Consider the following 19,890-nt stretch of genomic DNA (forward strand, 5'->3'; position numbering starts at 1 on the left):
TCATCCACCCCCATGGACCTGAAGTACGGTGACATATCGTTTTCGCTGGAGCTCCCCGCCGGGCGGCTCCGGGGGGTCATCCGCCCGGCGGCGGCTGCGACGGCGGATCCGCCGGAGGCGATCGTCACCGCCGCCCTCGACCGCTGCACCGATGTGATCCGCGCCTTCCGCCCCGGCGAGCGGGTCGTCATCGTCACCTCGGACATCACCCGCTACACCGGCAGCGAGATCTACCTCCCGCTCCTTGTGGAGCGGCTCACGGCGGCGGGGATCCGCGACCGCGACATCGAGATCCTCGTGGCCCTCGGCATCCACCGCAAGCAGACGGAGCACGAGCACGCGAAGATCGCCGGCCCCCTCTTCGGACGGATCCGGATCGTCGACCACGACTGCGACGACCCGGGGGAGCTCACCTTCATCGGCCGCACCCCGGGCGGTGTGGAGGTTGAGGTGAACCGCCGGGTGGTGGAGGCGGACCGGGTGATCCTCACCGGCACCATCGGCTTCCACTATTTCGCCGGCTTCGGCGGGGGGCGCAAAAGCATCCTCCCCGGGGTGGCAGCCCGCAGATCCTGCATGGCGAGCCACTTCGCCGTCCTCAACCCTGGCGAGGGAAGCGGCAAGAACCCCCTTGCCACCACCGGCAATCTTGCCGGCAATCCGGTCCATGCCGCCATGGACGAGGCGTGCGCCATGGTGGAGCCCGCCTTCATCCTCAACACGGTGCTGTCACCGGAGAAGCGGATCGTCGCCACCTTTGCCGGCCACTGGCGGGAGGCCCATACGGAGGGGTGCCGGTACTACGCCGACCGCTTCGCCTACCCGCTCAGGGAGAAGGCCGATCTGGTCGTCGTCTCCTGCGGCGGCTTCCCCAAGGACATCAACGTCATCCAGGCCCACAAGTCGATGGAATACGCCAGCCAGGCCCTGAAGGATGGCGGTGTGATGATCCTGCTGGCCCAGTGCCGCGACGGCTACGGCAACGCCACCTTCTTCGACTGGTTCCGGCACCGGGATCTGGACGCCTTCGAATCCCGGCTCAGGAGCCACTACGAGATCAACGGCCAGACCGCCTACTCGCTCCTCCAGAAGGCGCAGCGGTTCCGGATCGTTCTCGTTTCGGAGCTTCCCCCCGAAGAGGTGCGGACCATGGGGCTGATCCCCGCAAAAACGCTGGCCGCGGCCATGACGGAGGCGGCACGCCTGCTGCCGGACGATTACGCCGCATACGTCATCCCCGAAGGGGGGACGGTGCTCCCCATAATGGAACCGGCCGCGGGAAGCGATGCTTCCCGGCGGCCATGAAGCTGACTTTAAACCGAGACAAGGGGCATTCATGCTCGAACCACGCCTGATCGACCACCTGAAAACCATCGTCGGCGCCGAAAACGTCGCCACCGACCGCCAGGATCTTCTCTGCTACGGCTACGACGCCACCCAGATGGAGTTTCTCCCCGACGCGGTGGTTCATCCCGGATCGCCGGAAGAGATCGCCGCCATCCTGAAGCTCGCCAACGCGGAGCAGTTCCCGGTCTTTCCCCGGGGAGCCGGCAGCGGCTTCACCGGCGGGGCGCTCCCCAAGGGGGGAGGGATCGTCCTCGTGACGACGCGCCTCAACCGGATCCTGCGCATCGACACCGAGAACCTGGTAGCCGAAGTGGAACCGGGGGTCGTTACCGAACAGTTCCAGCAGGCGGTGGAGAAACTCGGCCTCTTCTACCCCCCCGATCCGGCCTCCCTCAAGTTCTCCACCATCGGCGGCAACGTGGCGGAGAACGCCGGCGGTCCCCGGGCGGTGAAGTACGGCGTGACCCGCGACTTCGTCATGGGGCTGGAGGTGGTCCTTCCCACGGGAGAGATCATCCGCACCGGGGGGGAGACCTACAAGGGGGTCGTCGGCTACGACCTGACCCGACTCCTCGTCGGCTCCGAGGGGACCCTGGGGGTAATCACCAAGATCATCTTCAAGCTCCTCCCCCTCCCCGAAGCGAAGAAGACCATGCTCACCATCTTCGACTCCATCGACGGTGCGGCCCGGGCGGTATCCACCATCATCGGCAACAAGATCATCCCCACCACCCTGGAATTCATGGACCACGCCACGCTCCAGTGCGTCGACCGGCGCTTCAACCTGGGACTGCCGGCGGCGGCCCGGGCGGTGCTCCTCATCGAGGTGGACGGCGACCGGGATCTGATCGAGAAGCAGGCGGCCCGGGTCCACGAGGTGGTGAAGCCCCTCGGCCTCGTGGAGTTCAAGGTGGCGAAGGACGCCGCCGAGTCGGAACAGCTCTGGAAGGTGCGGCGCCTCGTCTCCCCCAGCCTGCGCGACGTAAACCCGACCAAGTACAACGAAGACATCGTGGTCCCCCGCAGCCGGGTTCCCGACGTCATCCGGAGGATCGACGCCATCGCCACCCGCCATGGCATCCCCATCGTCAACTTCGGCCACGCCGGCGACGGCAACATCCACGTCAACGTCATGGTCGACAAGGAGATTCCGGGGATGGACGAGAAGGCCCACGCCGCCATCGAGGAGATCTTCCGGGCGGCCCTGGAGCTGGGGGGAACCATGTCGGGCGAACACGGCGTGGGGCTCGCCAAGCAGCCCTACATCCCCTTGGAGCTCTCGCCGGTGCAGATCGCCACGATGCAGTCGGTAAAGAAGGCGCTGGACCCGAATGGCATTCTCAACCCGGGGAAGATGTTCCCCGTATAGAAAACCTGCCTCAGAGACACAGAGACACGGAGAAAAGCTTTCCTGACCTCGTGATTACCTCTTGATTTTGGGGCTAAAATCCCAGTAATCGTGAGATAATCGGGGGGACTCTCTGTTGCTCTGTTGCTCTGTGCCTCTGTGCCTCTGTGCCTCTGTGCCTCTGTGTCTCTGTGGCGATTGAAAGGTTTAGATTTTGGATCCGTTGAAACGAGTTGAACAGGAACTGAAAAAATGCGTCAAGTGCGGCGCCTGCCGGGCCCACTGCCCCGCCTTCGCCGCGCTGCAACGCGAACCGGCAGTGGCCCGCGGCAAGGTGGCGGTGGCCCAGCACCTCCTCAAGGGAGACATCACCCTCGATGACCAGACCTACGCGGTCATGTCCAAGTGCCTTCTCTGCGGAAGCTGCGTCGAGAAATGCCCCAACGAGGTCCCCACCGACGAAATCGTCATCACCGCCCGCGAGGCCCTGGCCCGGAAGCGGGGGCTCACCACCTTCCACAAGGCGGTGGGGCAGGTAATCAGGAACCGGAAGCTGATGTCGTTCGGCGCCCTTGCCGCGGCCATCCTTGGACCACTCTTCTTCCGCAAGGTCCCCGCGACCTCGGGGCTCCGGCTCCGGTTCCCCCTCCCCTTCGTCGGGAACCGGCGCCATATCCCGCAGATCGCCCGCACGCCGTTCATGAACCGCCACCCCGAGGTCATCCCGGGGGAGCCGGGAAAACCGCGCGTCGTCTTTTTTGTCGGCTGCATGACCAACTTCGTCTACACCGAGGTGGGAGAGGCGACCCTCGCCCTCTTCCGCCACCTGGGTTGCACCGTCATCATCCCGAAGGAGCAGCAGTGCTGCGGCCTCCCCGGCATGTCCGGCGGCGACCTGGATACGGTCAGGGGGCTGGCGGAAAAGAACCTGGCGGCCCTGGAGAAGTACGAGGCCGACTACGTCATGACCGCCTGCGCCACCTGCGGCGGCGCGCTCCACAAGTTCTATCCCGCCCTCATCGGCAAGCGTCATCCGGAGCTGGCGGCGCGGATCAGGGCCATCGCCGACAAGACCGTGGACGCGGCCCAGCTCCTCCGGGAACTCGGCCTCCATCCCGCCGAGACCGGCGCCGGCGCCCCCCTGAAGATCACCTACCACGACCCCTGCCACCTCCGGACCCGGGCCATCACCCGCCAGCCCCGGGAACTGCTGGCCGGCACCCCCGGCGTGGAACTGGTGGAGATGGAAGGGGCGGACAAATGCTGCGGCCTTGGCGGCACCTTCAACGTTTACCACTACGACACCTCCCTCGCCATCAACGAGGGGAAGAGCGTTGCCATCGAGAAGACCGGCGCCGAGGCGGTGGTCACCGGCTGCCCCGGCTGCATGATGCAGCTCTCCGACGGCCTCAAGCAGCGCGGGACCCGGACCCGCGTCATGCACACCCTCGAAGTTCTCGCCCGCTCCATCCGCTGAATCAGCGTAAACCGGGAAACCGGCGGCGGCCGAATCCAGGTCGAAACCGACACGGCCGGGGAACCTCTCTCCCCGGCCGATTTTTATTCTCAATAAAATCGTTTTAAAACTCGCTTTCGCCCGCCGCTCCTCCTCGCGAATAAAACCGCGTCATACCTGAGAATTTAAGTCAAGATAAAAAATATTTTATTGACAGTACACGCTAAATTGGGGTATTAACTGCAACGGTAAAAACCAGTTTTATTTCTCTGTCTTTCGGGGTGGTTGATGACCGACTACAACATCGGGGCGAAGATCAAAAAGCTCCGACTCGCAAAAAAACTGACCCTCCAGGCGGTCGCCCGCGAGACAGGTTTTTCGCCCGCCCTCATTTCGCAGATAGAGAACAACAACGTCTCCCCTCCCATCGCCACGCTCTCGAAGATTGCCAAATTCTTCGACGTCAAAATCGGGCTGTTTTTCACCGAGGATGAGGAAGAGTATCGCTATGAAGTGGTGCGCAGGGGGGAGCGGAAGGTGATCCCGCGGGTCATCTCCCGCGCCGGCACCAGTCAGGGATACTCGTACGAGTCCCTTTCGTTTCGCAAGCAGAACAAGAAGATGGAGCCGTTCCTCCTCACCGTCTCGGAAAAGGCCGCCGAAGAGAACACCTACAGCCACGACGGCGAGGAATTCCTCTTCGTCCTGGCAGGGGCCGCCGAGCTCCTCGTGGAAGACGAACGCATCACCCTCGAAGAAGGCGACTGCGTCTACTTCGATTCATCCCTGAAGCACCGCCTTCTCTCCAAGGATGGCAGCGAAGTCAGGGTGCTCGCCGTCGTGGCTCGCTAGCCGCTCCAGCGGGCCGACCGAAAAACGCACGGGCCTTTTCTTTCCGATTAGCGCCCGTTTTTTTCGCCCCGCCCCGTATACAACAATCGCAATCGCACCTTTTTCGGGACCCGCGCCGGTGGCGCGTACGGTCGGGCTCCCGGCACGGTCTTACCAACGAATATTCATGCAGGAGGAGTCGTAATGATGCAGTCGCTGATGGAAAATTCTACGTACCGGAAGGATGACGAAGATGTCCAATAAAACGATTAAACCGTCGCTGAAGAACCCGTTCGATCCGCCCGAGAAAATCGAGTTCACCATTCCGGGCGAGATCAGCAAGAGCACCGGCCCCTACGAAGAGGCGATGCAGGAAGGGTACGACCTGACCCAGCGCCCGATCAAGTCGGTCAGCATCGATCAGATCGAAAAGCAGCATTTCAAGAAGCGGATGACGGTCTGGGAGCGTATCCGCGTCCTCACCGACAAGGACCCGTATGTGCTCTACCAGAACTGGGGCAAGAACCTGGACGGGGCATCGCTGGTAACCGCCATCATCAACGTCGGCGGCCGGGATGTGGCGGTGTACGGCCATGACTTCACCGTCCGCGCCGGCTCCATGGACGCCACCAACGGAAGCAAACTGGCCCGCCTCTTCCAGATGGCCGGCGAGAAGGGGATCCCCCTCATCGGGATGAACGACAGCGCCGGCGCCTACGTCCCGGCGGGGGTCGGCGGCCTCGACGGCTATGCCGAGGCATTCACCGCGCTGCGGAAGATCAGCGGCGTGGTCCCCTCCATCATGTGCATGTTCGGCTTCAACGCCGGCGGCGGCTCCTATCTGCCGCGGCAGGGAAGCTTCGTCATCCAGCCCAGCGACACCTTTTTCGGCCTCACCGGTCCGGGCGTCGTGAAGTCGGTCCTCGGCGAGGACATCACCCCGGAGGAGCTCGGCGGACCGAAGGTCCACGGCCAGTCCGGCGTGGCCGACATCACCGTGACCGACGAGGTTGCGGCTCTGCGGACGGCGGTCCGGCTCCTCTCCTACCTCCCCGACAACAACGGCGTTGCCGCCCCCTACCAGGAGACGGGCGACCCCCTCGATCGCAAGACCTGGGAGATCAACACCCTCCTGAAAAAGGCCTTCAACTCCCCGACCGGCTTCAACACGCCGTTCGACATATCCATCATCATCCAGCAGATCTGCGACCACGGCGACTATTTCGAGATTCAGCCGGACCGGGCCCGCAACGCCGTCACGGCCTTCGGCCGCCTCGGCGGAAACGTGGTCGGCTTCGTCGCCAACAACAGCGCCGTCGACTCCGGCCAGATCGACGTTGACGCAGCGTTCAAGATTGCCCGGTTCAACCGTTTCTGCAACATCTACAACATCCCCATCATCTTCATGGAGGACACCACCGGCTTCCTCCCGGGGCGGGAGCAGGAAGCCCGCGGGATCGTCCATGCCGGCCGGGCGATGCTCGACTCCATCGTCGACATTCGGACCCCGCGCATCCTCCTCATCATCCGCAACGCCTTCGGCGGCGCCTACGCCTCCTACAACAACTACCCCACCGGTGCCGATCTGGTGCTGGCGCTTCCGACCACCCGTCTGGCCGTCATGGGCCCCGCCGGCAAGGAATTCGTCTACAAGGACGAACTCCGCAAGATCCGCGGCTCGGTCCCCGAGCTGATCAGGAAGGGGGTTCAGGAGCGGACCGCGGCCGGCATGAACGGCGATGAGGCCAAGAAGGATGCCGAGAAGGAAGCGGCCGAATGGCTGAAGGCGCAGGAAACCGCCCTCAACCTCCGCTACGAGAAAGAGTTGATGAACCCGAGAGAAGCGCTGAGCCTGGGCTCCATCTCCTCCATCGTCATGCCGACCGACCTGCGCAAAGTGCTGGGCGAGAACATGAATTTCTTCCTCCGGCACTACAAGGCCTCGCCGATGCAGTCCGTCCAGCGCGAGTTCCATTAAATCACTTTCCGACGAATTGGAGATAGCGAGCAATGACACAGACTGTCGATTACTACACACATAACCCCATGATTCACCGGGACCGCCGCCTGGGCACCTCCCCCTCTGAGTGGGTACGCTCCTTCGCCAGCGAGGATCTCAAACCGCTCATCGTCTGCCGAGGCCCGATCCGGAAGGAGGCGATGGACGTCTTCGAGGAGATGGGAATCACCCATTACGGCATTCTTCTCTCCGAGAAAGACTCCATCGTCTACCCCAATGCCCTGGCGCCTGAACTCCGGCAGCTGACCGACCCGACCCGGGTCCACCGGGTGCCCGACTACACGGGGGCCAGCAAGGAAGAGCGGGTGGAGCGGATCGGCCAGATCATCCAGATCGCCCTCGACAACGGCTACGACTCCATCTTCGCCGGTTACGGCTTCATGGCCGAGGATGAGGAGTTCGTGGCGGCCATCGAAAACGCCGGGCTTTCGTTCATCGGTCCCAACTCCCGGACCCAGGCCGATGCCGGCAAGAAAGACGAGGCAAAGCGGACCGCCCTCGAGGTGGGGGTGAGCGTCACCCCCGGCATCAACAACGTGACCGCCCGGACCCTGGTGAAGAAGCACCCGACCCGTGACAAGCTGTTGGCGCTGGCCAAGGCGGAGGGGCTGACCCTCGATCCGTCGGTGCTGAAGGATGCAAAACTTTCCCTTGAGGACCTGGCCGACCAGATCCTCTACGCCTCCTACGAAAAGGGGCTCGACCTCTACTCCATTGAGGAGCTCTGTGCCCAGGTGCAGTCCGAGGTGGAAGCGATGTTCCGGGAGTACCCGGGGAGCCGGATCCGCCTCAAGGCCATCGGCGGCGGCGGCGGCAAGGGACAGCGGATTCTGGGCGCGTCGCTCCTGACCGCCAAGAACCCCAACGACAAGCAGGTAAAGGAAGCCGCCGTCGAGGCTCCGGGCCTGGTCCGCGAGGTCCTGAACGAGGTGAAGGCCAACGGCGTTGGCGACAACAAGAACGTCCTGATCGAGCTCAATATCGAGCAGACCCGCCACAACGAAATCCAGCTTCTGGGGAACGGCGAGTGGTGCGTCTCCCTGGGGGGGCGTGACTGTTCGCTGCAGATGCACGAGCAGAAACTCCTGGAGGTGTCGGTAACCCAGGAGAGCTTGGCCCTTGCCATCGAAAAGGCGAAGAAGGCCGGCCGGAAGGCGGAAGTCAAGGCTCTGGAAAGCGATCTCAAGGTCCTGAAGCGGATGGAGGACGATGCCGCCAAGTTCGGCCAGGCCGTCGGGCTCGACTCCGCCTCCACCTTCGAGTGCATCGTCGACCGGGACCGCTACTACTTCATGGAGGTGAACACCCGGATCCAGGTGGAGCACCGTGTCTCCGAGCTCTGCTACGCCCTCAAGTTCACCAACCCCAAGAACAAGAGCGATTATTTCGTCGTTGAGTCGCTGGTGGAGGCCATGGCCCTCCTGGCGCGTCACAAGAAGCGGCTTCCGAAGCCGGAGCGCATCCCCCGGTTCGGGGCCGGCGCCGAGGCCCGCCTCAACGCCACCGACTGCTCCCTCTCCCCCCATGCCGGCGGCATGATCCGCTACTGGTCGACGCCGATCGAAGGAGAGATCCGCGATGACCAGGGGATCAGCCTGGTAAACCCCGACACCGGCATGTTCATGCGGTACAAGGTGGCGGGAGCCTACGACTCCAACATCGCCCTGCTCCTTACCCAGGGTGAGGACCGTCTTGACAGCTACTGCGCCCTTGCCAAGGTGCTTGGCAGGACCACCCTCCGCGGGACCGACCTGGCAACCAACCTGGAGTTCCACTACGGCCTGGTCAACTGGTTCATCGGGCAGAACGTCATGGCCAAGCCGACCACCCGCTTCGTGGTCCCCTACCTGACCCTCGTCGGACAGCTCAAGGAGGAGGCCAACAAGCTCGACACGGTGTTCGCCTTCCTGCAGCTCAAGAAGGCCTACGCCAAGCGGATGGCGGAGCAATTCCCCGACGATCCGCAGGCGGCCAAGGCCATGGCCCAGATCCTCGACCGCAAGGGAACCTTGGTAACCCGCCCCATGGACCGGCTGCTGGCGGATCCGCACCTGCTCTCCGGCTGGCTTTCCATCAACAAGAAAAACTTCTCGATCGAAAAGGGGAAGGCGCAATGGCTCGACAACCCGCTGACCATCCTAGCCGATACGTATGAATACCTGAACATGGCGTTCGACCCGAAGGCGCCGGCCGCCGAGGTGATCTGGGGACACGACAACGAACTGCTTCAGAAGGGACTCCGCTTCTACGCCTCGCTGGAAGAAGCGTTCGGGACCCGGGACTACTTCAAACTGAACGGAATTCTCCAGAAGGAGAAGCCCCAGGGAACCTTCTCGGCCACCCAATGGGACGAGATCCGCGCCGCCCACACCGGTTTCGAGGCAGGTCTGGAGCTCCTCGGGATTCTCTTCCTTGTGGCCGAGAACACGGGGTTCTGGGGCTTCCGCGTCGAGGACGATCTGGAGGTAACCATCCCCTCCCACCTGCACGATCCCGACCTGCAGGCCCGGATGAAAAAGATCCTCGTCCCGCCGCCGGCCACCAAGGCCGACGAGATCGTCGCGGTCTGCGGCGGCATGTACTACAGCCAGGAAGCGCCGGGGATGCCCCCCTTCGTGGTCGAAGGGATGCACTTTGAGAAGGGGCAGCCGCTCTACATCATCGAGGTCATGAAGATGTTCAACAAGGTGAACGCCCAGTTCTCCGGAACCATCGACAAGATCCTCATCCAGGGTGGCGACGGGACCATCGTCCAGAAGGGGCAACCGCTCTTCAAGGTCACGCCGGACGAGAAATTCGTGGCCGTGGACCCCGAGGTAATCGAGCGCGAAAGGCGCGAGCGCACCACCGCATACCTGAAGGCTGTGCTGTAAGGCAGAGGGAAGACGCAAAGAGGGCTCCGACCTCTGGCCGGAGCCCTCTTCCGCCGCCCGACCCCGCCTGCGAAGACGGGGTCAGTTGTTTGGAGAAACGTCACGCTCCATCGAGGTTGTAGTCGTCCCCCTCGACGCACTCGGACTTCGCTTCGAGAAACGACTTTTCCTGGGGGTCCTTAACGATCTCAATGACTCCATGGTTGACCGACCAGATGGCGCCACAGATGGGACATTCGATAATGTTTTCCGTAAATCCATCTGAATGCAGATCAATATCGACATGTTCGTGATTCTTGCAAACGGGACATTTCATGGACGTTCTCCTTTCCGTCGGATTATAGCAGCTCTGTATACGATTCAATCGACAGTATAAGACCGCTGGCAGTGCTTGCAAGAAAAAAATCGACCGCTCCCTCCCGCAGCGCGCGACGTATCCCGCCCTGTCATCGGAGGGCGGTCATCCAGTTACTGCCTTGCATCAAACAGGAAGCATCCCCCTATCTCATAGAATCAGGAGAACACAATGAGTATTTCCGAAACGAAAAACGCATGGCAGGAAGCGGTCGTTGCCAAGAACATCGCCAAAACCCCCGAACGCAAGACTGACTTCCGGACCACCTCCAGCATCGAGATGGAGCGCTGTTTCACTCCCGACTTCGACTATCCGGGGTACGAAGAGGTCCTCGGATTTCCCGGCCAATACCCCTTCACCCGCGGCGTCCAGCCCACCATGTACCGGGGGCGCTTCTGGACCATGCGGCAATACGCCGGTTTCGGCACCGCCCGCGAGTCCAACGAACGGTACAAATACCTCCTCGCCGCGGGTCAGACCGGCCTCTCCGTTGCCTTCGACCTCCCGACCCAGATGGGTTACGATTCCGACGCCGCCATGGCCGCCGGCGAAGTGGGCAAGGTCGGGGTCGCCATCGACTCCCTCGCCGACATGGAAGTCCTGTTCGACGGCATCCCCCTGGACAAGGTTTCCACCTCCATGACCATCAACTCCACGGCCTCGATCCTCCTGGCCATGTACATTGCGGTGGCCGAGAAGCAGGGCGTTTCCGCCGACAAACTCCAAGGGACCATCCAGAACGACATCCTCAAGGAATACATGGCCCGCGGCACGTACATCTACCCCCCGAAGGAGTCGATGCGGATCATCACCGACATCTTCGCCTACTGCAAAGACAACGTCCCCAAGTGGAACACCATCTCCATCTCCGGCTACCATATCCGCGAGGCCGGCTCATCTGCCGTGCAGGAAGTGGCGTTCACCCTTGCCGACGGCATCGCCTACGTGGAAGCGGCCCTCAAGGCGGGCCTCAATGTCGACGAGTTCGCTCCCCGCCTCGCCTTCTTCTTCAACGCCCACAACAACCTCCTCGAGGAGGTGGCCAAGTTCCGGGCCGCCCGTCGCATGTGGGCGAAGATCATGAAAGAGCGCTTCGGCGCCAAGGATCCGCGCTCCATGATGCTCCGCTTCCACACCCAGACCGCGGGATGCACCCTCACCGCCCAGCAGCCCGACAACAACATCATGCGGGTGACTATCCAGGCCCTGGCCGCCGTCCTCGGCGGGACCCAGTCGCTCCACACCAACTCCCGCGACGAGGCCCTCGCTCTCCCCACCGAGGACTCCGTCCGGATCGCGCTGCGCACCCAGCAGGTGATCGCTTACGAATCGGGCGCCGCCGACTCCATCGACCCCCTGGCGGGAAGCTTCCTCGTTGAATCGCTCACCGACCAGATCGAAAAGGCGGCCACCGAGTACATCAACAAGATCGACACCCTCGGCGGAGCCGTGGAGGCCATCTCCCGCGGCTTCCAGCAGAAGGAGATCCAAGACTCGGCCTACGCCTACCAACGCGCCATCGAGACCGACGACCTCATCATCGTCGGCGTCAACAGGTTCACCATCCAGAATGAGCCCCAGCCGGAACTCCTCAAGATCAAGGAAGAGGTGGAGATCGCCCAGAAGAAGACCCTTACCGCCATGAAGTCGAAGCGGGACGAGGCCACGGTTCGGGAGGCCCTTGCGACCCTGGCGGAGGCCGCAAAAGGAACCGGTAATCTCATGCCGCCGATCCTGGGAGCCGTCAGAGCCTATGCGACCCTCGGCGAGATCGCCAATGTCATGCGCGACGTCTTCGGCGTCCACCGCGAGACGGTGGTGCTGTAAACGAATCGAGGGCGGCCTTCGGGCCCCCCTCGACGGTTTCGAAAGGATTTTCCATGTTTACCAGAATCAACCATATCGGCATAGCAGTTCCGTCGCTCGCTGAAGCAGTCCCCTTCTATCGCGATCAACTCGGCATGGCATTCAAAGGGACCGAGGAAGTCCCGGAGCAGAAGGTCACGGTCGCTTTTCTGCAGATCGGTGAATCCAAGATCGAACTCCTGGAACCGACCTCCGCCGAAAGCCCCATTGCGAAGGCCTTGGAAAAGAACGGCCCCGGCATCCATCACATCGCCTATCAGGTGGAGGACATCGAAGCGGCTATCGCCTCACTCGTGGCCGGCGGCGCCCGGATGATCGACAGCGTGCCGCGCAACGGCGCCCACGGAGCACGGATCGCCTTCGTCCACCCCAAAAGCAGTCACGGAGTACTGACGGAGCTCTGCGAAGGGGGACACTGATTCATTTGCTGGTTGCAGCCCCTTTCTCCCTGAAAGTAAAACCACTTCAACTCCGCGCCAGTCCGAAACAAATGAGGGAATTTTTTCTTGACAACGGCCGTCAAATCTCTATAGTGTCCCTAAATTTTAAAACGCTATTTTGATTTTCTTGTCACCCGACAAGGCAACATATTGTCCCAAAACACAGAAATGCCCAATAATCAGGCATAGTTGAGCGAATTACCCTTGACAGCATGCCTTGAATGAGTATGATCTAACCCCTGATACGAAAGTGCGGGTGACAATGTCGGTCGACACTATACTTTTTAAAACCACACGCATGAAGCATCGCAGGGAAACCTGATGTGCCTACGACCCTTTTCTCGTCCCTCACTGGAGGGAACGGAAAAGGGTCTTGCTTTTGGAGGGGGTACTTACCAGTTATTGATCTGGACATTTTAACAATGGAAAGGTGGTGATTTCTCTCACACAATAACACGGTGCAGTACCAAACTAAACTAATGCAATTTATCACCAATGAAGGAGGCAACAGATGAAAAAGAAGCTTTTGGCAGTAGTCGCCGCTGGTGCGCTGACCGCTGCGACGGCAGTTCCGGCCCTGGCGCTGGAGAATGAATTCCACGGCGTGTTCCGCGTACGCGGCATCATGTCCAACTATGATGATGCCGGCTCCGGCCCTCTGACTGTAAAGGATAACCCCGGCACCAAGAATTACATCGAGCAGCGGGCCCGCCTCATGTACATCGCCAAGGCGAACGACGACCTGAAGCTGGTGACCCATTTCGAGTTTGACTCCCGCTGGGGGGACAACTCCTACAACTCCAACAACACCACCCGGAACAACGGCGGTGGCATCGGTGCCGACCAGACCAACCTGGAAACCAAGAACATCTACCTCGACTTCAACATCCCCTCCACCCCGGTGAACATGAAGGTCGGTATTCAGGGGTACAACGACAACTACAAGGGGATCATCTTCAATAACGACGCCGCCGGCGCCGTGGCCAGCGCCCGGGTGGGGAACGCCACCCTCGGCCTCGCCTATTTCCGGTTCGATGATGCCGTAGGCACCAATTTCTCCTCTTTGGCTGGAACAACCACCAACAGCGTAGCAGGGTATATGACCCGCGACTTCCTGAACGTGTCCGGCAAATACAACATCACCAAGGACGTCAAAGTAGGCGCAGACTACATCCTCCTTTACAGCGACGTACTCCGGCAATCCACCGACCGGACCGACATCCACATGCTCGGCGTAAACGGCGAAGGGAAGATCGGGCCGGTGACCCTGGACGGCTTCTTCATCTATCAGGTCGGCCACCTCGGCAATCCTGCCATTGCCGACAAGGGCCAGACCGTCAGTGCCTTTGCCGCCAACGTCGGCGCCAAGGCGGCCGTCGGTCCGGGGACCTTCCGGAGCAATGTCCTCTATATCTCTGGCGAGAACGATCCCACCCGCCACGACCGTAACGACTTCCAGACCATCATGGAGCGTAGCGCCAATACTGCCGGCCATGCCTTCTATCCCGGCGAAATGATGATCCTCCTGAGAAACAAGTACGCTACTGCCGGCACCGACCGGGCCATTGCCTTCGACCTGAACAATGGCAATCACGGCATCGTCGGCGGCTTCCTCGGCTACGACATGACCTTCGGCAAAATCTTCTCCAACACCAATCTCGGCATGATGGCCGCCGCCAAGGACACCACCCACGAAGGCAAGTACATGGGTACGGAAATCAACTCCGAGCTCGGGTACAAGCTCTATGACAACATGACCGCCAGCCTCCAGGGCGCCTACGTCTTCCTGGGCGACTACTTCAAAGGGCAGAACGGCGCGGCAGCGGGCGACCTCCCCAACAGCCCCTTCACCGCCCGGGTCCAGCTCCAGTACGTATTCTAATCCTTTGTCCAACCGGGGGAGCCGGATTGCCTCACCATCCGGCTCCCCGCACTTAACCCGAACAAGACGATCGGAGGCAATTCTATGAAAAAGATAGCTCTTGCAGTCATGGCGGCAGTCATGATGTCCGCCACCGTCCCGGCACTGGCCGCTGAAATGACCAAGGAAGAAAAAGACCAGTGCCTGCTCGCCTCGAAAAACTGCGCAACCGAGGTCGACAGCATCCAGAAGAAGATCAAGAAGCTCAATGCCGAGATCAAGAAGGGGAAGAAGGTCTATTCGGCAGATGAGATCAAGAAGCTCCAGCAGAAGCTCGACGAGGCCAACAAGATGCTCGACGATCTCCTGAAGGCCGGCGGCAGCTAGACCACGTTTCCGGCTGCGTGAACCGAGGGGGGGAAGAGGCGACTCTTCCCCCCTTTTTGCATCCGCCGACGCCCCTTTGCTATCGCCCCGACAGGCACTATTGCTTTGACAGCGGGACGTTCGGTTTGCGATAATCGGCCAACCCGAAGGCGGAGCTCTGTGAATCCAGCCGTAAAGAACTGGATAACCACGGTTGAGCGTCGTCACCCGATGCCCGGAAATCTCAGGGAACTTTCAAGAAAATGCAACCGGCAAAGGGTCTTCGGGAGGGCTACCCGTGACATCCCGCCCCCCTTGAACGTCCCGGGATACTCTCTCACCCGGTTGAAAAGGGCCCGCCCCGGCACGCTGTTGGCCGAAATCGTCAAATACGGCATTGAGATCCGATACCCCACGCCCATCAGGAGTAACGATGAAAAAAATTGCGATTATTGTCTGTTCCCTGCTGCTTGTCGCCCTGACGATTGCCGGGGCATCGGCCGCCCCGATCCGGGCCTACGTCGCGGAGTTTTCGGTCACCGGCGCTGCCAACAAGGATGAACTGAAGACCACCCTCCAGACCCTCCTCGCCTCGCGCCTCAGCGGCGAGAAGATCATCTCCGTTGACTCGCCGTCAGGGGCCGATCTCCTCGTGAAGGGGAGCTATATCGTCTTCGGCAAGGTCTTCAGCATCGATGCCGTTGCCAAGGATGCGGGAGGGAGGGTCATCGCCCGCGCGTTCCAGCAGGGAGAGAACCAGGACGAGCTGATTCCGGCCGTCGGCAAGCTGGGGCAGGCTCTCGCCAGCGAGCTGACCGCCAAGGTTGCGGTCTCCCCTCCCCCGGCGGCGGCACGGATGCAGACACCGGCACCGAGCGCGACTCCTGACATCATCCGGAGCACCGCCACGGCAGCCGCGCCCGAGATCATACGCCCCCAGGAACCGGTCGGCGCACCGACCGGCAGCTGGGTCAGCCAGAGGCTCGGCGGCGCTTTGATCGGCATGGCTCCGGGACGCATCGGCCAAGATGGCTCTCAGGAGTACTACCTTGTCGAGGAGCACACCCTGCGCCTCTACCGGAAGCATGACGGGCTGAAGCTGGTGGCCGAGGTCTCCTTCTCTCCCCGCGAGAAGGTCCTTGCCGTCGATTCCGCCGACCTCGACGGGGATGGCATCCCGGAGATCTACCTGACGGTGATGGATGGCGAGACGCTGGCGTCCCAGGTCTGGGTCGCCACCAACGATTCCCTTAAGCGGGTGGCAGCCAATCTCCCCTACTTCTTCCGGGGAATCGCCCTCGACGGCAAAGAGCGGCGGATTTACGTCCAACAGATGAGCACCGATCAGGATTTCTACGGTGACGTCTTCGAGCTGGTGAAGAACGGAGACCGGTTCGAAACGAAAAATCCGATCAAACTCCCCCGGTTTGGCAATCTCTACAATTTTAACCGCTTCACGGATTCATCGGGCGAGCTCCACTACGTTGTTCTCAACAGCGACGGCTATCTGGTGGTCTACTCGGCGGCAGGCGAGGAGATATGGCGCAGCAGCGATAAGCTTGGCGGATCGGAGACCCATTTCAAACGCGAGGATATATCGCACGTCCAAACAACCGGCGTCGCCTATCGGTGGGTATTTCTGGAACAGCGCATCACCGTTGCCCCTGGCGGAGACATCATGATCCCCCAGAACAGCGGCTTTTTCGTGGTCGGGTACAACCGCGCCTATACCAAGAACTCGATTTACTGTTTCACCTGGAACGGCTCCTCTCTCGACGAGCGCTGGCATACGAAAATAAGCCAGAATTACCTGGCCGACTACGGCTATGATCCGGCGAGAAAAGAGCTCACGGTGCTCGAAGTGGCCAAAAAGGAAGGGGTCTTCACCTCCGGCGCCAGCGTGCTGGCGATCAAGAAGGTGGAATGATCCCAATCACGGGGCAATCTGCGGGAAGGCGCAACAACGGGAGGGGGCACGCAGTGTCCCCTCCCGTTTTGCCCGATAAAGCATTGACATCCCCCCTGCATACTGCTACGATTTCGGGCGTTTTGCGCGATTTTTCGCCTATCCGGATCAAAATTCGCATATCGAGAACCCAGTGTCCCACATCATTCCGATAGAAGCCCCGCTCCCCAAGGGAGTCACCGATTTTCTCCCCGAGAAGGCCGACAAGATCGGCTACATCGAGGGAAAAATCCGCACAGTGTTCGAACTCTGGGGGTTTCGGCGGGTCATCACTCCCCTCCTCGAATTTCAGGACGTCATGGCAGCCGGCCTCGGCGAAGAGCTGAAGGAAAAGACCTTCCGCTTTGACGACCGGCAGACCGGCAAGCTCCTCGCCATCCCCTCGGACATCACCCCCCAGGTGGCACGGATCGTCGCCACCCGCATGCATGGCTACCCCCTTCCCCATCGCCTCTGCTACAACGGTCGGGTGCTTCGACACACGGAACTCCAGTCCGGGCGAAGCAGGGAAATCTTCCAGTCGGGCGTCGAACTGATCGGCCTCGACTCGCCGGAAGCGGACGCCGAGATGGTGGCAATGGCGGTGGAGGTTCTGCGGAGCCTCGGCTTCGAGCGGTTCAAGCTCGACCTGGGCCATGTCGGCTTTTTCCGCGGAATCATGGACGCCATCGACCTCGATGCGCCGACCCGCCTTGCGCTCCAGGAGGCGATCGGCAAGAAGGATGTTTCGGCAGTCAAACTGCTCGTCGAACCCCTCTCGATCCCCGAGAACGCAAAAGAAGAATTGCTGTCGCTCCCCCGCCTCTTTGGCGGACGCGAAGTCCTTGAAGAAGCCGCCCGGATCGTCACCAATGCCGCGTCAAAACAAGCCCTCGACAACATTGCCCAGGTGCTCGACCTTCTGGACATCCATGGCGTCTCGGATTATCTGACCATCGATCTGGGTGAGATTCGAGGGCTCGACTATCACAGCGGCCTCACGTTCGAAGGGTTCGTCACCGGCATCGGCGAAGCCGTCTGCAGCGGCGGAAGATACGACAACCTCACGGCGCGCTACGGCTTTCCGGCGCCGGCCACCGGCTTTGCGTTTAACATCCTCTCCCTCCTGAGCGCCCTTGAACGGATGCCGGATGTGGAGGCAAGCAAGACGCGGGATGTTCTGGTCTTCAACCTCAGGGACGACCGGCGTGAGGCCCTTGAAATCGCCCAGCGGCTCCGCGCTCTCGGCTATACGACCGCACGCGACATCATACGCCGGGAATTCGACGATTCCCTCGCCTATGCAAGGCGCATGAACATTCTTCACATGATGGTCATTGGCGGACCATACTGTTCCGATGACGAGGTCTACCTCGTCCGTGTCGCCGACAAACATGGGGTGGCAGTCCGGAAGGCCGACCTGATGAAGGACGGCTTTTCCCTCCGCATCCGCCCCTGACAAGGAGAATACGATGGCTAACGTGGTAGTGGTAGGAGCCCAGTGGGGCGACGAAGGGAAGGGGAAGGTAGTCGACATCTATACCGAGCATGCGGACGACGTCGTCCGCTACCAGGGCGGCAACAATGCCGGCCACACGCTCGTCGTGGCGGGGGAAAAGACCATTCTCCACCTGATCCCCTCCGGCATTCTGCACGAAGGGAAGCGCTGCATCATCGGCAACGGAGTCGTGCTCGACCCCGAGGTCTTCATCATGGAGGTCACCCGGCTCAAGGAAAAAGGGCGACTCCAGAGCGACAGCGCCCTGCTCGTGAGCGAATCGCTCCACGTCATCATGCCGTACCACAAGCAGATCGACATCGCCCGCGAAGCGAAGAGCGGCGAGAAAAAGATCGGAACCACCGGCCGCGGCATCGGCCCGACCTACGAAGACAAGATCGGCCGGCGCGGCATCCGCCTCATGGACCTTCTCGACCGCGAGATCTTTGCCCGCAAGCTCAGAGAAGCCCTTGAGGAAAAGAACTTCATCCTCGAAAAGCTCCTCGGCGCCACGCCCTTCACCTTCGAGGAGATCTACGAGCAGTACTGCGGCTACGCCGACATTCTGCGCAAGTACGTCGCCGACACCACCCTTATCCTGCACAAGGATATCGCGGCCGGGAAGAAGATCCTGTTCGAAGGGGCCCAGGGGACACTGCTCGACGTCGACCACGGCACCTACCCCTACGTAACCTCCTCGTCGACCTGCGCCGGCGGTGCCTGCACCGGCGCCGGTGTCAGCCCCCGGGAGATCCACGAGATCATCGGCATCTCGAAGGCTTACGTCACGCGGGTCGGCAGCGGTCCGTTCCCCACTGAACTCCTCGACGCCGACGGCGAGAAGCTTCGCCAGGCAGGGAACGAATTCGGCTCCACCACCGGCCGTCCCCGCCGCTGCGGGTGGTTCGATGCCATGGTGGTCCGCTTCGCCACGCGAGTGAACGGCCTGACCGGCATCGCCCTCACAAAACTGGACGTCCTCAACGATTTCGACTCCATACGGATCTGCACCGGCTACCAGTACAACGGCCAGCCGCTGGAAGAGCTTCCGTCCAATCTGGCCGTGTTCGAGAAATGCACGCCGATCTACGAGGAGATGCCGGGCTGGAAAAGCGACATCAGCGCCGCCCGCACGTTCGACGAGCTTCCCGACGCGGCCCAGCGTTATGTCAAGCGCCTGGAAGCGCTGGTCGGCTGTCCCATTGTTCTCGTGTCGGTGGGTCCCGGCCGCGACCAGACAATCACCATCAGAAACCCGTTTGCATAAAAAGAGAAAAAAACATTGACACCTGCAGCTCCATCTGGTATTAATCGTTTTCTCTTCACGAGCCGCTAGCTCAGTTGGTAGAGCACCTGACTTTTAATCAGGTGGTCGTTGGTTCGATCCCAACGCGGCTCACCATCTACCAACAAAGAACCCGGTCGGGACTCCCCACCGGGTTCTTTTCCCTTCGTCCCCTTCGTCTAGCCCGGCCCAGGACACCGCCCTTTCACGGCGGCGACGGGGGTTCAAATCCCCCAGGGGACGCCAAAAAATGAAGCCCTTCCGCTCTGCGTGGAAGGGCTTTTTCATTGTCACGGTCCAATGGCGGTCCCCTGAAGGTCTCTTGCCGACAGGAGATAATAATTTTCTGCAGACAACTCCCGCCGCCGTCATTACTCGACGGCCGAACAGATCGAAGGC

The 19,890-nt window shown here is 61.3% G+C and carries 14 protein-coding genes and 2 tRNA genes; 15 read left to right on the top strand and 1 reads right to left on the bottom strand.

The window, feature by feature from the left end; translation table 11 throughout:
- Positions 1-12: 12 nt before the first annotated feature.
- The 6 genes from GPICK_RS14895 to GPICK_RS14920 all read left to right on the top strand — a co-directional run bounded on the left by GPICK_RS14895 (position 13) and on the right by GPICK_RS14920 (position 9,875).
- Complete coding sequence (locus tag GPICK_RS14895) at positions 13-1,305, top strand: lactate racemase domain-containing protein (protein WP_039744515.1); 1,293 nt, start codon at positions 13-15, stop codon at positions 1,303-1,305.
- Between the two features lie 31 nt (positions 1,306-1,336).
- On the top strand, positions 1,337-2,716 hold the full coding sequence (locus GPICK_RS14900) for an FAD-binding oxidoreductase (protein WP_039744517.1): 1,380 nt from the start codon (positions 1,337-1,339) through the stop codon (positions 2,714-2,716).
- Positions 2,717-2,909: 193 nt separating this feature from the next.
- Positions 2,910-4,172 carry a (Fe-S)-binding protein gene (locus GPICK_RS14905; protein ID WP_039744520.1) on the top strand — a complete coding sequence of 421 codons (1,263 nt, stop codon included), beginning with the start codon at positions 2,910-2,912 and terminating at the stop codon, positions 4,170-4,172.
- Between the two features lie 267 nt (positions 4,173-4,439).
- Positions 4,440-5,003 (top strand): helix-turn-helix domain-containing protein, encoded by a 564-nt coding sequence (locus tag GPICK_RS14910; protein ID WP_039744523.1) that lies wholly within the window; start codon positions 4,440-4,442, stop codon positions 5,001-5,003.
- Positions 5,004-5,235: 232 nt separating this feature from the next.
- Positions 5,236-6,960, top strand: coding sequence for an acyl-CoA carboxylase subunit beta (locus tag GPICK_RS14915; RefSeq protein WP_039744525.1), 1,725 nt, complete (start codon positions 5,236-5,238; stop codon positions 6,958-6,960).
- A gap of 32 nt (positions 6,961-6,992) precedes the next feature.
- A complete protein-coding gene (locus tag GPICK_RS14920) occupies positions 6,993-9,875 on the top strand; it encodes an ATP-binding protein (RefSeq protein WP_039744526.1) in 2,883 nt (960 codons plus the stop codon).
- A gap of 100 nt (positions 9,876-9,975) precedes the next feature.
- Here the strand turns inward: GPICK_RS14920 and GPICK_RS14925 are convergent, their stop codons facing one another.
- Complete coding sequence (locus tag GPICK_RS14925) at positions 9,976-10,191, bottom strand: hypothetical protein (protein WP_039744529.1); 216 nt, start codon at positions 10,189-10,191, stop codon at positions 9,976-9,978.
- Between the two features lie 210 nt (positions 10,192-10,401).
- Between GPICK_RS14925 and GPICK_RS14930 the strand changes: the two genes are divergently transcribed.
- The 9 genes from GPICK_RS14930 (at position 10,402) to GPICK_RS14970 (ending at position 19,737) form a co-directional block, all read left to right on the top strand.
- Positions 10,402-12,057, top strand: a complete 1,656-nt coding sequence (locus GPICK_RS14930; protein WP_039744530.1) for an acyl-CoA mutase large subunit family protein — start codon at positions 10,402-10,404, stop codon at positions 12,055-12,057.
- Positions 12,058-12,110: 53 nt separating this feature from the next.
- Positions 12,111-12,515 carry a methylmalonyl-CoA epimerase gene (gene mce, locus GPICK_RS14935; protein WP_039744531.1) on the top strand — a complete coding sequence of 135 codons (405 nt, stop codon included), beginning with the start codon at positions 12,111-12,113 and terminating at the stop codon, positions 12,513-12,515.
- Between the two features lie 532 nt (positions 12,516-13,047).
- Positions 13,048-14,418, top strand: a complete 1,371-nt coding sequence (locus GPICK_RS14940) for an alginate export family protein (protein WP_039744532.1) — start codon at positions 13,048-13,050, stop codon at positions 14,416-14,418.
- A gap of 84 nt (positions 14,419-14,502) precedes the next feature.
- A complete protein-coding gene (locus GPICK_RS14945) occupies positions 14,503-14,784 on the top strand; it encodes a hypothetical protein (protein ID WP_039744534.1) in 282 nt (93 codons plus the stop codon).
- A 412-nt stretch (positions 14,785-15,196) separates the two neighbouring features.
- Positions 15,197-16,690 (top strand): FG-GAP repeat domain-containing protein, encoded by a 1,494-nt coding sequence (locus GPICK_RS14950; RefSeq protein ID WP_039744537.1) that lies wholly within the window; start codon positions 15,197-15,199, stop codon positions 16,688-16,690.
- A gap of 172 nt (positions 16,691-16,862) precedes the next feature.
- Positions 16,863-18,167, top strand: coding sequence for an ATP phosphoribosyltransferase regulatory subunit (locus GPICK_RS14955; RefSeq protein WP_039744540.1), 1,305 nt, complete (start codon positions 16,863-16,865; stop codon positions 18,165-18,167).
- A gap of 13 nt (positions 18,168-18,180) precedes the next feature.
- Entirely contained in the window at positions 18,181-19,473 is a 1,293-nt protein-coding gene (locus GPICK_RS14960; protein WP_039744541.1) for an adenylosuccinate synthase, read from the top strand.
- A 59-nt stretch (positions 19,474-19,532) separates the two neighbouring features.
- Positions 19,533-19,608: transfer RNA gene (locus tag GPICK_RS14965), tRNA-Lys, on the top strand.
- Between the two features lie 51 nt (positions 19,609-19,659).
- Positions 19,660-19,737 (top strand) — tRNA-Glu (locus tag GPICK_RS14970).
- Positions 19,738-19,890 lie beyond the last annotated feature (153 nt).

The organism is Geobacter pickeringii (assembly GCF_000817955.1).
In the GTDB taxonomy this organism is placed as follows: domain Bacteria; phylum Desulfobacterota; class Desulfuromonadia; order Geobacterales; family Geobacteraceae; genus Geobacter; species Geobacter pickeringii.

Bases quoted from the DNA above. Each gene is read 5' to 3' on its own strand.
- GPICK_RS14895 (WP_039744515.1), top strand. From the start codon at position 13: ATGGACCTGAAGTACGGTGACATATCGTTTTCGCTGGAGCTCCCCGCC.
- GPICK_RS14900 (WP_039744517.1), top strand. From the start codon at position 1,337: ATGCTCGAACCACGCCTGATCGACCACCTGAAAACCATCGTCGGCGCC.
- GPICK_RS14910 (WP_039744523.1), top strand. From the start codon at position 4,440: ATGACCGACTACAACATCGGGGCGAAGATCAAAAAGCTCCGACTCGCA.
- GPICK_RS14915 (WP_039744525.1), top strand. From the start codon at position 5,236: ATGTCCAATAAAACGATTAAACCGTCGCTGAAGAACCCGTTCGATCCG.
- GPICK_RS14920 (WP_039744526.1), top strand. From the start codon at position 6,993: ATGACACAGACTGTCGATTACTACACACATAACCCCATGATTCACCGG.
- GPICK_RS14925 (WP_039744529.1), bottom strand. From the start codon at position 10,191: ATGAAATGTCCCGTTTGCAAGAATCACGAACATGTCGATATTGATCTG.
- GPICK_RS14930 (WP_039744530.1), top strand. From the start codon at position 10,402: ATGAGTATTTCCGAAACGAAAAACGCATGGCAGGAAGCGGTCGTTGCC.
- mce (WP_039744531.1), top strand. From the start codon at position 12,111: ATGTTTACCAGAATCAACCATATCGGCATAGCAGTTCCGTCGCTCGCT.
- GPICK_RS14940 (WP_039744532.1), top strand. From the start codon at position 13,048: ATGAAAAAGAAGCTTTTGGCAGTAGTCGCCGCTGGTGCGCTGACCGCT.
- GPICK_RS14945 (WP_039744534.1), top strand. From the start codon at position 14,503: ATGAAAAAGATAGCTCTTGCAGTCATGGCGGCAGTCATGATGTCCGCC.
- GPICK_RS14950 (WP_039744537.1), top strand. From the start codon at position 15,197: ATGAAAAAAATTGCGATTATTGTCTGTTCCCTGCTGCTTGTCGCCCTG.
- GPICK_RS14960 (WP_039744541.1), top strand. From the start codon at position 18,181: ATGGCTAACGTGGTAGTGGTAGGAGCCCAGTGGGGCGACGAAGGGAAG.